Source organism: Gabonibacter chumensis (assembly GCF_024741215.1).
GTDB lineage: Bacteria > Bacteroidota > Bacteroidia > Bacteroidales > Marinifilaceae > Gabonibacter > Gabonibacter massiliensis.
In genome coordinates this window covers 805705-821256 of the sequence record NZ_JANSKB010000001.1, presented here as the reverse complement: position 1 = coordinate 821256, position 15552 = coordinate 805705, and the positions used below count along the sequence as shown (strand labels likewise).

Here is a 15552-nt window from a genome sequence, read left to right as displayed (position 1 = left end):
AAAACACCATGACAAGTTTTCTCAACAAAATCGATACAAAAGTACAGACTTATCTATGCATCTGCCTGATCGGCATCGTTTTTGCTTTTAATTACGGAAAGATTTTCGATTACAAACCGGACCTAAACGGAGATAACGTCTATTATTACGCTTTGGGAAAAGCACTTGCCGAAGGAAAAGGATATACCAACATTATGGGTTTTGAAGAAAGTCCGCATACTCACTTTCCTCCCGGTTATCCATTATTCACGGCTTCTGTATTATCTGTTTTTCACTCTTATGTTTCTTTAAAGATGGCTAACGGAGTTCTTTTTTTCTTCGCCATTTTATTCCTATTTCTATTCATACGGAAAATATCCGACTCCATCCTTCTGGCTTTGGGAACCTGTCTACTTTGCTGCATGCAACCCGAACTCCTACGTTACTCGACCATCGTTATGAGCGAAATGCTATTTACCTGCCTGTCGATAGCCGCCCTGTACCTACTCAGTTTGATCCATACCGATAATCTCTTCGGAGGGGAAAGGCCCAAATCCCAAATCATGTTATTTATCCTGCTGATCGTATGTTTGAACTACATCTATTTTGTCAGAACGATGGGAGCTTCTATCATTCTGGCATTCATGATCTATTTCTCGATTATTTGCATGCAACGCGCCATTACCTATATCCGGGAAAAACGACAAGACGAAAATCCCTATCCGACAAAAACAAACAAACGACGCGTAATAAGCAACGCATTGATTCTTCTTATTTTAGTCGGGTCTTTCTCCTGTTCCAAAATCGGATGGGACATACGCAACCGAAGTCATGGGGTCGTACATAGCGATTACCTCAATGATTTCAAGAAAAAGCCCAAAGGTGAACAGATGACGACATTCTCCGATTGGGCCGCCAGGATTCAAAACAATATAACCAGTTATTCAGTGAAATGGATTCCTTCCGCCATCTGGCCATTTGATTACGACCGTCAAAAAACGAACTCCATGGCATGGGCCCGGGGTTTTTGTGTCATCGCTTTAATTATTTTCGGATTAAGCCGATTGAAAAAATACAGGTTACTATTATCCCTCTATTTAGGAATTACCATGGCGGTTCTACTTTTTTGGCCGGAACAGTATGCCGGACACCGTTACATGATCGGAATCATCCCTTTATTGATTTTTCTTTTTCTCAACGGATGTATCTCTTTTATCGCCTATCTTTTATCATCCTACCCTAATTTCAAGTACAAATACAGGGAACTCATCCCGACAGGAGCTCTCGTCCTGTTCATCGTATTTTTCATGTTTCCAAAATATTCTCAAGCATTGGAAACACAACGGAAACTGGCTACCTTTAAAGTCTGGAACGAACGGATTGCCCCGGAAGCTTTCATCGAATACGTGTATGCCATTCAATGGTGTAAAAAGAACTTACCGGAAGAGGCTCGCATTGCTTGTCGGAAACCGGAACTTTTCTATCTGTTTTCATCCGGAAGAAAAGCGGTTTCCTTCCCTCAGTACGGAAAACCCGAAGTTATTTTCAATAACTTTAAAAAAGAGGGCATCACTCACGTGATTATAGACAGATGGTTCCGTCACGGCTATGTCACTATCTATCCACTTGCGGCAAAATATTACCCGGAATACTTCCGACCGATCGTTCAATTCGGAAAAAATACGGATAAGCAATTACCCACATTATTATTCGAATTTCAACCGGAAGGAGTAGCTCCCGTTGACGAAAACGCTCAAAAATAGAAGAATAGTATTCTATCAAATCCCATTTTTATACAAGAAAGAGAGAAAAGTCTGTTTTTCTTTCCTAAGAAAATGATATATTTGCAACTTGATTTTTCAGATGCGAACAATAACTATAAAAATCAGTGACCAAAATGGACAAAAAATTCCATGAATATAAAAGTTTGGATCTCTCCCGGATCAATCAGGAAGTACTGAAGGAGTGGGAAGAAAACAAAACATTTGAGGAAAGTCTGAAGACCCGCGAAGGAAATCCCTCTTTCGTTTTTTACGAAGGGCCTCCTTCCGCCAACGGCATGCCTGGCATTCACCATGTAATGGCGAGAACGCTCAAGGATGTAGTCTGCCGTTACAAAACCTTACAGGGCTTTTACGTGGAACGTAAAGCCGGATGGGATACTCACGGTTTACCCGTTGAATTGGGCGTTGAGAAAAAGCTCGGCATCACTAAAGAAAACATCGGCAAAACGATCTCCGTGGCAGACTATAACAAAGCTTGCCGGGAAGACGTGATGAAATATACCCGCGAATGGGAAGATTTGACCCAAAAGATGGGATACTGGGTAGATATGCACAACCCGTATATCACCTACGATAACCGCTATATCGAAACTTTATGGTATCTATTGAAGCAATTGTATGAAAAAGGATTGCTCTATAAAGGATACACGATCCAGCCTTACTCTCCGGCCGCGGGAACAGGGTTAAGCACGCATGAATTAAATCAGCCCGGTTGCTACCGCGACGTTAAGGATACCACCTGTGTCGCCCAGTTTAAGGTCGTTCGCGATGCGAAATCCGAAAAACTATTCGCTCATAGCGATCAGGTCCATTTCCTTGCCTGGACGACAACTCCATGGACATTACCTTCAAACACGGCCTTGGCTGTCGGACCAAACATCACTTATCTTGAAATAAAAACATACAATCCGTATACTTTCCAGCCGATCACGGTCATTATAGCCGAAGAGCGGTTCAACAGCTTTTTTAATAAAAAAGCGGAATCTATCGCTTTGGAAGAGTATAAAGAAGGTGACAAATTAATTCCTTACCGGATCGTAAACCGATTTAAGGGACCGGAATTGGAAGGAATACGTTACGAACAATTAATACCGTGGATGAAGCCGTTAGGAGACGCTTTCCGTGTTATTCTGGGGGATTACGTGACGACCGAAGACGGCACGGGAATAGTACATATCGCCCCGACCTTCGGTGCCGATGACGACCGGGTAGCTAAAATTTCCGGCATCTCTCCAATGTTGCTCATAGACAAAGAGGGAAACAGACAACCCATGGTAGACAAACAGGGGAAACTTTTTCTCCTTGACGAAATAGATCCGGACTTTATCAAAAATAACATTGATGTTACATCATACAGCAATTACGCCGGACGTTTTGTAAAAAATGCCTATGATCCCAATCTCTCGGAAGACGATACCACATTAGACATCGATCTATCCGTTATGCTCAAACGGGAGAACAAAGCATTTAAGGTTGAAAAACAAGAGCATAATTATCCGCACTGCTGGCGTACGGATAAACCGGTACTCTATTATCCTTTGGATTCATGGTTCATCAAAACGACAGCTGTAAAGGAACGGATGATCGAATTGAATAAAACCATCAATTGGAAACCCGCCAGCACAGGAGAAGGAAGATTCGGAAAATGGTTGGAGAACCTCGTAGACTGGAATTTATCCAGATCACGTTATTGGGGAACTCCCCTTCCCATATGGATTAGCGAAGACGGAACGGAGCAGATGTGTATCGGCTCCGTGAAAGAGCTAATAGAGGAGATCGAACGCGCCATCCAAGCCGGTTTTATGAAAGAAAATCCATTTAAGGATTTTATTCCCGGGGATTACTCCGATGCTAATTACGATAAAATTGATCTTCATCGTCCTTACGTAGATGAGATTATACTGGTTTCACCTACAGGACGACGAATGATCCGGGAAAAAGACCTGATTGACGTCTGGTTTGATTCCGGAGCCATGCCTTATGCCCAATTGCATTATCCTTTTGAGAATCGGGAGGCCATCGATAACCGCTATCGGTTCCCGGCAGACTTTATTGCCGAAGGAGTAGACCAAACACGGGGCTGGTTTTTCACATTACATGCCATTGCCACGATGGTATTTGACTCCGTGGCCTTTAAGAATATCATTTCAAACGGACTGGTACTGGATGCCAAGGGCAATAAGATGTCCAAACGCTTGGGCAACGCAGTCGACCCGTTCGCAACCATTGAAAAACAGGGATCAGATGCTTTACGTTGGTATATGATCACCAACTCTCAGCCGTGGGATAATCTGAAATTCGATATTACCGGAGTAGACGAAGTAAAACGGAAATTCTTCGGAACTTTATACAACACGTATAGCTTTTTCGCCTTGTACGCCAACATTGACGAATTCACTTACGCGGAAACAGATATAGATTTTAACGAACGTCCCGAAATCGATCGTTGGATTTTATCTCTATTAAACACGTTAATTCAGGAAGTAACGGAAGCATACGAGAAATACGAGCCGACGCGGGCCGGACGGGCCATACAGGATTTTGTCATTGAAAATCTTTCCAATTGGTATGTCCGTTTATCCCGGAAACGCTATTGGGGAGGCGATTATACGAAAGATAAGATTTCCGCTTACCAGACGCTTTATACCTGTCTCGAAACGGTAGCCTTGCTGTCGGCCCCGATTGCTCCATTTTACATGGACCGTCTCTTTGCCGATCTGAATCAAGCTACAGGCCGTTACCAAACGAACGTACATTTGGCGACCTTCCCGATCGCAGATCCGAGTATGATCGACAAACAACTGGAAGAGCGAATGGAGATGGCACAGCAAATCTCCTCCATGGTCTTGGGGTTAAGAAGAAAAGTCCAAATCCGGGTAAGACAACCGTTAGGTAAATTATTGATTCCCATTTTAAATGGAGAGATGACAGCCCAGCTGGAGGCCGTAAAAAATATCATACTCTCGGAAGTGAACGTAAAAGAGATCGAATACATCACGGATACGGCCGGTATCTTAATTAAGAAAATCAAACCGAATTTTAAAACCCTGGGACCGAAATACGGGAAGTACATGAAACAAATTTCGGCTTTAGTAGGGGCCATGACACAAAGTGATATCTACAATTTCGAAAAACAGGGCTCTTTTTCTTTACAAGTGGGAGAAACAGCCGTCGTATTAACATTGGAAGATGTAGAAATTCTTTCAGAAGATATTCCGGGATGGTTAGTAGCCAACGAGGGTCGTCTGACTGTTGCTTTGGACGTAAATCTGACGCAAGAGCTGAAAGAAGAGGGAATTGCCCGCGAACTCATCAACCGGATTCAAAACCTCCGGAAAGACAGCAATTTTAATGTAACAGACAAAATCGACTTGCAAATCGGGAAACACGAACAGATCAACGACGCCGTATTGCATTTCAAAGAGTATATTTCCAGTCAGGTGCTGGCAGAAAACATAGCATTAACGGAATCTGCCGGAGAAGATGTTCAGGCAATCGAAATTGACGATATTCGTACATTTATAAAAATTCAACGGATGTAACCTCTCGCTCGCAAATAGAGTAAAAGTGGATATTTTACCGCAATGGAGAGCCATCAGGGAATTTTTTATTAACTTAGACAAAAACTTTATTACTATGTCAGAAAAGACAAGATATTCGGATGAAGAGTTACAGGAATTTAAAGAATTAATTCTCGAGAAACTCGAAAAGGCTAAAAAAGATTACGACGTTCTAAAGGCCGTAATCTCTGGCAGCGATGGAAACGATATAGCCGATACCTCTCCGACCTTTAAGGTTTTGGAAGAAGGAGCTTCCGTACTCTCCAAGGAGGAAGCCGGGCGCTTAGCTCAAAGACAAGCAAAATTTATTGCCCATCTGGAGGCTGCATTGGTACGCATAGAAAATAAGACTTACGGTATCTGCCGGGTAACAGGAAAGTTGATTTCAAAGGAAAGATTACGCGCTGTTCCTCATGCGACACTTAGTATGGATGCTAAAATGGGACAAGATTCCTAAGCACACCGGAAATTCATATTGAAAAATAAAAAGTGAAGGAACCAGGTTTCTTCACTTGGTTTTTTCAATTTCAATATCAAATTCAAATGAAAAAATGACAAATCAGAAGAAATTAATACTGTTTATTATCCTATTGCTGATCATCGATCAAGTTGTCAAAATCTGGGTTAAAACACATATGCAGCTCGGTGACTCGTTCAACGTTTTCGGAAACTGGTTCAAGATTCTTTTCGTCGAGAACAATGGGATGGCTTTCGGAATGGAGTTGGGAGGAGGTAAATGGGGAAAAACCGTATTAAGTATCTTTCGTATCGTTGCCGTAATCGGTATCGGTTGGTATATTCGTCATCTAATGAAACAAAAAGCCCCTCAAGGGGTCGTTTTTTCTTTTGCTTTGATCTTTTGCGGGGCCATAGGCAACATCATCGACAGCATGTTTTACGGTATGATTTTTAATGAAAGTTTTTCCCAAGTGGCAACCCTCTTTCCGAGCGAAGGAGGCTACTCCTCTTTCCTGCACGGACGAGTGGTAGACATGTTGTACTTCCCTCTGTATCGCGGTTGGTTACCCGAATGGATTCCCTTCTGGGGCAACACCTATTTTGAATTTTTCCGCCCGGTTTTCAATCTGGCCGATTCTTACATTACGATCGGCGTACTTATATTAATTATTTTTTACCGCAAATTTTTCTCGACGAAACAAGAAACTGCTTGAATAAAACCGGTTAAAACAGAGCGTTAAGATCAGGCATTCAATCTCTTCAGGGGATTTTCACGGAAAATATTCATTTTCATTTTTCAACTTTCAATTGTTTTACGTAAGTTTGCAGCCTAAATTCAGAGTGAACCGCTTGAGAAAGCGATAATTCTGTGCCTCAAGGCCAGAGATAAAGGAATCATCTATGATTGAAAATTTAGTAATAGTGGAGTCTCCGGCGAAAGCCAAGACCATCGAGCGTTTTTTAGGAAATAATTATATAGTAAAATCCAGTTTCGGCCACATTCGAGATTTGGAAAAAAAAGATTTAGGCATCGATATTGAAAACAATTTTCAGCCTAAATACGAGATATCCGCAGACAAAAAAGCTATTGTTAAAGAATTAAAGCAATTAGCAAAAGAAGCCAAAACGGTTTGGTTAGCTTCCGATGAGGACCGGGAAGGAGAAGCCATCGCCTGGCATTTGTTTGAAGTATTGGATCTAAAAAGCGAAAACACGAAACGCATCGTTTTTCATGAGATTACCAAAGATGCCATTTTACATGCTATCGAAAATCCAAGAAACATAGATAAAAACTTAGTCGATGCTCAACAAGCTCGTCGGGTATTGGACCGGCTTGTGGGGTTCGAAGTTTCCCCCGTACTTTGGAAAAAGGTTAAACCTTCGCTCTCTGCCGGACGCGTTCAATCCGTCGCCGTAAAACTTATCGTGGAGAGAGAACGTGAAATCAATCATTTTACCGAACAAAAATACTATAAGGTTTCCGGTCAGTTTAACACGAAAGACGCCGAAGGTAAACAGATTTCTCTAAAAGCCGAATTATCCGAACGTTTTTCAACGGAAGAGGCTACCCTTCGATTTTTAGAAGCTTGTAAAGTTTCTGACTTTACCGTAGGAGAAGTAGAAACCAAACCGACAACCCGGAAACCGGCTCCTCCTTTTACAACCTCTACCCTGCAACAGGAGGCTTCCCGGAAATTAGGTTTTTCCGTTTCACAAACGATGGCCGTCGCTCAAAAATTATACGAACACGGACATATCACCTATATGAGAACAGATTCCGTGAATCTTTCCCAATTGGCTATTTCTTCAGCTAAAAGTGTCATTATAAGCTCTTTGGGCGAAAAATATTCAAAACCCAGAAATTACGCGACAAAAACCAAAGGCGCACAAGAAGCACATGAAGCCATCCGGCCGACTTACATTGACAAAGAAGAAATTGACGGAGATCGTAATGAAAAGCAACTCTATACTCTGATTCGCAAACGCATGCTGGCTTCCCAAATGGCAGATGCCGAATTGGAAAAAACGACCATCCCCATTCATAGCTCTTCGCTCCCGCAAATCTTTACTGCAACGGGAGAAGTCATTCAATTCGACGGATTTTTAAAAGTATACATGGAGTCGCAAGACGACGAGAAAGAAGACGAGAAAAACGATTTGCTTCCGCCGCTTCACAAAGGAGACCGCTTAGAAAGAACAAAAATAGAAGCCATAGAACAATACACGATGCACCCGCCCCGCTATACGGAAGCCAGCCTCGTTAAAAAGATGGAAACTTTGGGGATCGGACGTCCTTCCACTTATGCCCCGACTATTACAACCATCCAAAATCGGGGTTATATCATTAAAGAGAGCAGGGAAGGTATCGAACGTCAAATTCAAAACTTCGAATTAAAAGGTAACGACATAAAGAAGTATACGTTAACCCGTCTTTTCGGAAGCGAAAAGAAAAAATTATTTCCTTCGGATATCGGGATGGTTGTCACCGACTTCCTATCCAATTATTTTACCAACATCATGGACTACAATTTCACGGCTAAAGCGGAGGAGGCACTTGACCATATTGCAGAGGGAGAAGTGGAATGGCAATCTATGATCGGGACATTTTACACACCTTTCCACACGAACGTGGAAAAGACATTGAAAGAATCGGAACGTAATACCGGAGCCCGTACGCTCGGGACTGATCCTCAAACAGGAGAAAACGTATCGGTTCGTATCGGCCGCTTCGGGCCGGTGGCACAAATCGGAGAGGGTGAACATGTGCGTTATGCCAGTCTATTAAAAGGGCAGCTCATGGAGACCATTACGTTAGAAGAAGCATTAGCTCTTTTCAAATTTCCGAGAATACTCGGCACATATGAAGAGAAAACCGTTTCCGTTGCCATGGGGCGTTTTGGTCCTTACATCAAACACGACCAACTATTCGTATCTCTGAAAAAGAGTATTGACGATCCCGGAACCATCACGTTGGAAACAGCCATCGAACGCATTAACGAAAAAAGAGAGGTTGAAAAAAACCGGCAAATCAACGTGTTTGAAAACGGGGTACAGATCTTAAACGGCCGCTTCGGACCCTATATCGCTTACAACAAAATCAATTACAAAATACCCAAAGGGAAAGACGCAGCTCTACTGACGCAGGAAGAGTGTATGGAAATCATCGAAAAGAGCGGAGATTCCAAAAAGAAAACGACAAAAAAAGCAACGACGAAAACTAATAGTAAAGCAGCGGCAAAAACGACAAAAAAAGCAACAAAAAAGAAGGAATAGCAATAGACGAGCGACGACATAAAATTTATTTGCAAAAAAGCGATCCATTTTATATATTCGTACGCTCGAAAAAATAGATTAATCGTGTGTAAAAACATTAAAATTTAATATAAATGGCAACGTTACAAAAAATTAGAAATCGCGGTGGAATACTTGTTAGTATCGTGATTGGTTTGGCCCTCGTGGCTTTCATTGTTGGAGATGCTTTGAGCTCTGGTGCCAGCATTATGAATCGCTCCAGAAACAAGGTAGGAGAAATAGCGGGAGAATCCATCAGCATTCAGGAATACCAGCAAAAAATCACTAAAAACGAGGAAATGGTAAAATCCATGAATGGCATTTCCGCCTTATCAGAAGACCAACAACAGATGATCCGTGAAAATACGTGGCAACAAATCGTTACCAACGCCATCATGGAAAAAGAATATGAAAATATCGGGATGGGCCTGAGTGGAGACGAACTATACGACCTTCTTCTCGGAGACAATATGAACCCGGCCGTCCAACAATTATTTGCAGATCCTCAAACAGGACAGGTAGACAAAGATCGGGCTCGCTTGGTTATCAAACAATTGATCGAAGCTCCGGCGGGAACTCCACAAAAAGCTTACTGGTTGAACATGGAAGAGCAGATAGCAACCGCCAGAAAACAAAGTAAATACAATATATTATTAACAAGAGGGTTATACGTTACAGATGCTCTTGCTAAAAACTTTCTGGAGAATGCGGCAACGACGGTCGATATCAGCTACATTTTGAAAAGCTATAATACCATCAGTGATTCTTCCATAACCGTTACTTCCAACGAAATCAAAGATTATTACAACTCGCACCAATACCTGTTCCAAGTACCGGAAAGCAGACGAATCGCGTATGTCAGCTTCGATATTACCGCCTCGCCTGAAGACATCAAAGAGACAGAAGAGTGGGTAAACTCATTAAAAGACGAATTTGCTTCGGCTCCAAACGTTATTGAATTCGCCACTCTCTCTTCCGAAAAAAGATTTCCGACCGCTTACCTGAAAAAAGGAGAGCTCGGGTACAGTGAATTGGATGATTTTATCTTTGTCGAAAAAAACAACGGCGTATTCGGTCCTTATCTAAAAGATCAAGCCTATAACATCGCACGGGTAGCCGATCGCAGAATGTTACCGGATTCGGTGAAAGCCCGTCATATCCTGATCGTACCGGAGAACGGAAGATCTGTTCAGGCAGCTGAGAAATTAGCAGATAGCTTAGCCGGAGTTTTACGCAAAGGAGCCGATTTCGAAGCTATTGCCAAACGCTACTCGGCAGATCAAAATTCTGCCATCAATGGTGGGGATTTGGGATGGTTCACCCAGAATGCCATGATCCAACCGTTTAGTGATACCGTGTTCTTTGCCAATAAAAACGAAATCAAAACGGTTAAAACACAATATGGTTACCATATCGTACAAGTAACCGACAGATCAAAACCGGAGGAAAAGGTATTAGTAGGAATTATAAGCAAAGAAATCACTCCGTCTCAGCAGACCATCAATAACATCTATAACGATGCCCGCGTATTCGTTAATAATGTAACCACGATAACAGACTTCGAAACTGCCGTTACCGATCACAAACAAACAAAAAGGATTGCCAATCTGGGTAAAAACGATAAAACAATCCCGGGTATGGATAATGCCAGAGAGATTATCCGCGAGGCTTATCTAACGGATGAAACCGGTAACGTATTGCTGACAAAAGAAAAATCACCGATCTTCGAAAGTGGCAATAAGTTTACGGTAGCCGTTTTGACAGAGATACAAAAAGAAGGCATCGCCCCGCTGAATAGCGTTGCAAGCCTCATTAAAAGAGAGCTGATTCGCCAAAAGAAAGGTGAAATCATCGCTAAAGAATTGGAAAAAGACATGAGCGGAAGCCAAAGCTTACTCTCCATAGCTCAAAAAGCCAAAGCCGAAGTAGTAGACGCAAACGATGTTAATTTCAATTCCGTTCAATTACCGGGAGCCGGAATCGAACCCAAGGTCATTGCCGAAGCCGTAGCTATGAACGAGGGGGAAATATCCAAACCGATCATCGGCAATCAGGGGGTCTATATTGTCACGGTAAATACAAAACATGTAAACGAAGTGACTCCGGAACAAATTGCTCAGGCTAAAGCAAGTATGTTACAAACTAATTTCTATCGGGTAAATTATCAATTACTTCCTTCATTAGTGAAAAAGGCCGGAGTTGTCGATTCAAGATACAAATTCTATTAGTAACCCAAACAAACAAACTTAACGTGAAAAAACCTGCCTGGTCTCAGGCAGGTTTTTTTATGGCATATCTCTCGGAAGATCTTGGGCCAACCATCCCCGGAACTACTCTCTTACCGCTCTTAACCTATCATAATCAATCCGACTAACTATTCGCTTCCTTTTTGAATTAAAAGCCGGATTAACTACGCTTCTGGTACTATCGAAATCCGTAGTCCCGATATTCGCCAAATCCAAAATCGTATGAATCAAATCATCTGTCATATAAGGCCTTTTAACCGAAGCGGCGATCTGTCCCACTTTTTGAGATTCCATCTCCTTATAAAGGGGAGAACACCAAATCAAAAAAGGAATCTCAACCATATATCTGCTCGGATCAGTCTCTGTATGCCCCGAAAAATCCCGACGTTCAAATAACTCTTCTCCATGATCGGAAAGGTAAACGATCACTGCTTTTCTCTCCCTGAAACGCTCTAATATTTCGTAAACGACATGGTCATTATAAAGGATCGTGTTCAAATAGGACGCCAATACCTCTTTCTTTTCTTCTTCTTCTAACCAAGTCACATCGTCGGCTTTAAACCGGGCATACTCTTCCGGATAACGATGCTGATAATTACCATGAGACCCCATCAGGTGGATAACCCAAAAATTCCGATTCGGATTTTTCTGCAATTGATCGTCTATAATAGGTAACAGCTCTTCGTCAAAATCCCCGTAACAATGTTCAAAGGAACTCCTGGTATGATTAAAAATAGTCACATCGCTACGCTTAGCTATCACCGCGGGCAAATTTCCATAAGCACCAAAAGATTCCTGATTGGATATCCATAAGGTTTCATACCCTGCTTTTTTCATTACATCGACCAACAGATCATATTTATTCCACGCTTTAACAGATTCGTAATGATAGAAAGAAAACAAGGACTGAATACATAAAATCGTTGAGACATAAGGACTGATCACGTCCTGGTACAAATAAATCTCACCCCGCTCTTTCAATTTTCGCAACAAAGGAGTCGTCGGATATATAGAATCATAAACTCCCATGTATTTTCTTCCTAAAGATTCTCCCAAAATAAGAACGATATCTTCTATATCGGGTTCGTTTCGGGTAATTACCGGATCACTACTTACCTGTTTCATTAATTTGTTACAAACCTTCATCTCGTCACGTACCATTCGTTGAGAAACCCATAAACGCTGAATCGGAACCATTGTCTTAAACAACGGGGTCTTGTTCTGACGATATATCATCGCCAGAATGCCCGCCAATAAAAACAATGCAACGAATTTACCTATCCGGAAAAGAGTACGGGAAGAGATTCTTTTCAAAGAAAACGTCGATATCCAACAGGCCATGACAAGAACAATACTCCCACCGGCCAGCCACTTCACACCCCCATACATTTGAAAAAACTCGTTCGCCTCTTCCGGGTTCGTGGCCAATAACGGCAAAACGATTGAAGGAACAAATCCACTTTTATAATAATAAAGCGTAAAGCACTCGCACACGAACAATAGGCCGGACAAAAAAATTACGACACCCGTATATACTCTCTTTAACCAAACAGAAGAGATGAATTCCCGAAAAGCACCCAATAGATAACAAACAAGAAAGGCATTGATAAATCCATGCACCCATTTGGTATATATGGATATTCCTATCTCTCGTTCCGCATTCATCCAAGCCCCTGTAGAAAAATTAAACAACAGAAGTACTACTATAAAATAGAAATTACGAACAAAAATTCCCCCTATTGGTTTCCACGCAAAACCGAATCTTTTCATTATTTCTCATTTTTCAAATCCCTATTGCCCTCTTATCCGTCTTATCTTCTCTCCAATTCACTCTGTTTCCGAAAAAACACTATTTTTGTAAAAAAGTTAATGCAGATCATCATGACGCAACAGCATACAAAAATAAAAAAAGTATTGGTAATTACTTACTATTGGCCTCCCGCAGGAGGACCCGGCGTTCAACGTTGGCTGAAATTTGCAAAATATCTGCCGACTTCGGAAGTCATACCCGTCATCTTAACTGTTGATCCGTACAAAGCAGAATACCCCATACAAGACCCTACTTTACAGAAAGATGTTGATCCTAACATATTGGTATACAAGACAACGGCAAAAGGATTATATTCATTATACAAAAAATTCACACGCGCTAAAACAGCTCCTTACAGCGGTTTTGTTAACGAGGGGAAACCCCGTTTTAAACAAAAAGTAGCCCGCTTTATCAGAGGAAATTTTTTTTTACCCGACGCCCGAAAGGGGTGGAATAAATATGCCTATGCTAAAGCCGTAGAGCTGATCGAAAAATACAACATCCAAACGGTTATCACAACCGGTCCCCCGATGTCCACCCACCTGATCGGCCTGAAATTAAAGAAAAGCAAAACCATAAAATGGATAGCCGACTTCAGGGATCCATGGACAGATATCTACTACTATCATGAACTATACCCCACCCGTATAGCACAAGCTATTGACAAGGCTTACGAAAGAGAGGTATTGGAAAAAAGCGATATTGTATTAACTGCCAATTTCATCAAAGAGAAACTCGTCTGTAAAAGCTCTAAAATCATCCCTGACAAGATACACGTATTAACCAACGGCTTTGACGAAGAAGATTTTAAAACAGAGGGAGCCAATAAAAAAGAGGAGTTCACGATTACCTATGCCGGAACATTGGCCTCCTCTTATCCTGTTCAATCCTTTATCGATGCCGTTGAGGAACTCTATCCGGAAAAAAAAATCGTTTTACAATTCGTAGGTAAAGTAAGCGAAGAACACAAGGCATACATTACTTCAAAAAAGAATATAAAAGCCGTATTTACCGGATTTATACCCCACGAAAGAGCCGTAAAAGAGTTGATCGAATCACAACTTCTATTATTAATCTTCCATCATACGAATCAAAACGAGGGACATATGCCGGGAAAACTGTTTGAGTACCTGGCGGCCCGAACACCGATTCTCTGTATAGAAGATCGGGAGAGTATGGCCGGCAAGATCATCCGGGATTGTCGTTCCGGAATAACCCTCTCTTTCCATGATAAAGAAGGTATCAAAAAATTCATATCGACGGCATACTCACAACCGGAATTCCAAGGAGACTCGGAAAAAATCTCTCGATATTCAAGACAAACATTAACCGCCCGACTAAGCCAATTCATTGATTAATATGCAACTAAAGAAAATCATATTCATGTTTCGCAAATTCCTTCGGGACCTGAACGGTAACAAACACCTGAAGATAAACCAAGAGAATACTACCCCTTTGTTGTCCGGTTACTATTTCAAATTCGAAGAGAATCTCTCCAGACTGAATCGGCTCATTCACTCGTTCGATGAAAAAGGAGTACCTATCAATACCAGTTATATCGACGTCGAAAAACAACAACTGCATTATTACCCGATTACTATCGGACAATACGGATTAGCCGTCTTCCACTCGTGGCTCTCGACCCGGCAAGAAGTGAAGAAACAACTGTTCCTGAATATTGCCGATTGGTTTCAAACTCACGCCGTAACGGATAACGACCTCGGCACCTACTGGCTGACCGAGGTTCCCAAACCGGAATTTCAAGTATTCAAACCCTGGAAATCGGCTTTTGCCCAAAGCCGGGGCATCTCCATTCTCCTGAGAGCATGGCAAATCACCGGAGAAGAAAAATACCTCGCAACCGCCTCCAAAGCATTGATACCTTTCACGAAAGATATTTCGGAGGGAGGCGTGGCGGTAGACCGGAATATGCAGGAGACATTTTATGAAGAGTACGTGGCGGCCCGTCCTACCCGGGTACTGGACGGGCACGGTTTTTCATTGTTCGGTTTATACGACTTCGTCCGGGCGACGAGCGACGAGCGATTGACGGAGTACAACCGTTTAGCTCTTCGCCTTTTTAACGAGGGAATAGAGGGATTAATTCGTCAACTTCCCTCGTTTGACATGGGATTTTGGTTGCGTTTCAATCGTTGCGAAGTACCCGGTTATCCGAAAGACGACCCCTGCACCATCAGTTATCTTCGCTTAGTCCTTTTACAAATAGAAGTGCTCTATCGGATCACGAAACGAGAAGAGCTGTTGGAATACCGGAATAAATTCGGAAAATACGACGCTCTCTTTCCTATTTTGAAAATGTACCGGTTTAAATTCAGAGCCCTGAAAAAATTAAACCGACTTTAATTTTCGTATCCGCCAATATTTACCGCAAAAGGGATGAACAATTTGTACAAGCTCCCGAA

General features: G+C 42.0%; 9 protein-coding genes. 8 read left to right on the top strand and 1 reads right to left on the bottom strand.

What is annotated here, in order from left to right:
- Positions 1-8: 8 nt before the first annotated feature.
- From NVS78_RS03585 to NVS78_RS03560, 6 genes are all read left to right on the top strand, one after another.
- Positions 9-1742 carry a hypothetical protein gene (locus tag NVS78_RS03585; protein ID WP_286357959.1) on the top strand — a complete coding sequence of 578 codons (1734 nt, stop codon included), beginning with the start codon at positions 9-11 and terminating at the stop codon, positions 1740-1742.
- A 134-nt stretch (positions 1743-1876) separates the two neighbouring features.
- Entirely contained in the window at positions 1877-5305 is a 3429-nt protein-coding gene (gene ileS / locus NVS78_RS03580) for an isoleucine--tRNA ligase (protein WP_286357958.1), read from the top strand.
- Between the two features lie 94 nt (positions 5306-5399).
- Complete coding sequence (locus NVS78_RS03575) at positions 5400-5780, top strand: TraR/DksA family transcriptional regulator (protein WP_041503329.1); 381 nt, start codon at positions 5400-5402, stop codon at positions 5778-5780.
- Between the two features lie 94 nt (positions 5781-5874).
- On the top strand, positions 5875-6495 hold the full coding sequence (locus NVS78_RS03570; protein ID WP_286357957.1) for a lipoprotein signal peptidase: 621 nt from the start codon (positions 5875-5877) through the stop codon (positions 6493-6495).
- 187 nt (positions 6496-6682) lie between these two features.
- Positions 6683-9055 carry a type I DNA topoisomerase gene (topA, locus tag NVS78_RS03565; RefSeq protein WP_286357956.1) on the top strand — a complete coding sequence of 791 codons (2373 nt, stop codon included), beginning with the start codon at positions 6683-6685 and terminating at the stop codon, positions 9053-9055.
- 113 nt (positions 9056-9168) lie between these two features.
- Positions 9169-11301, top strand: a complete 2133-nt coding sequence (locus tag NVS78_RS03560) for a peptidylprolyl isomerase (RefSeq protein WP_286357955.1) — start codon at positions 9169-9171, stop codon at positions 11299-11301.
- 102 nt (positions 11302-11403) lie between these two features.
- On the opposite strand, the gene NVS78_RS03555 is transcribed toward NVS78_RS03560, so the two are convergent.
- Positions 11404-13089 (bottom strand): phosphoethanolamine transferase, encoded by a 1686-nt coding sequence (locus NVS78_RS03555; RefSeq protein ID WP_286357954.1) that lies wholly within the window; start codon positions 13087-13089, stop codon positions 11404-11406.
- 111 nt (positions 13090-13200) lie between these two features.
- Here NVS78_RS03555 and NVS78_RS03550 point away from each other — a divergent pair, with 111 nt between their 5' ends.
- Both NVS78_RS03550 and NVS78_RS03545 read left to right on the top strand, forming a co-directional pair.
- Positions 13201-14487, top strand: coding sequence for a glycosyltransferase family 4 protein (locus NVS78_RS03550; protein ID WP_286357953.1), 1287 nt, complete (start codon positions 13201-13203; stop codon positions 14485-14487).
- Between the two features lie 25 nt (positions 14488-14512).
- Positions 14513-15493, top strand: a complete 981-nt coding sequence (locus tag NVS78_RS03545) for a D-glucuronyl C5-epimerase family protein (protein ID WP_286357952.1) — start codon at positions 14513-14515, stop codon at positions 15491-15493.
- The last annotated feature ends 59 nt before the right edge of the window (positions 15494-15552 follow it).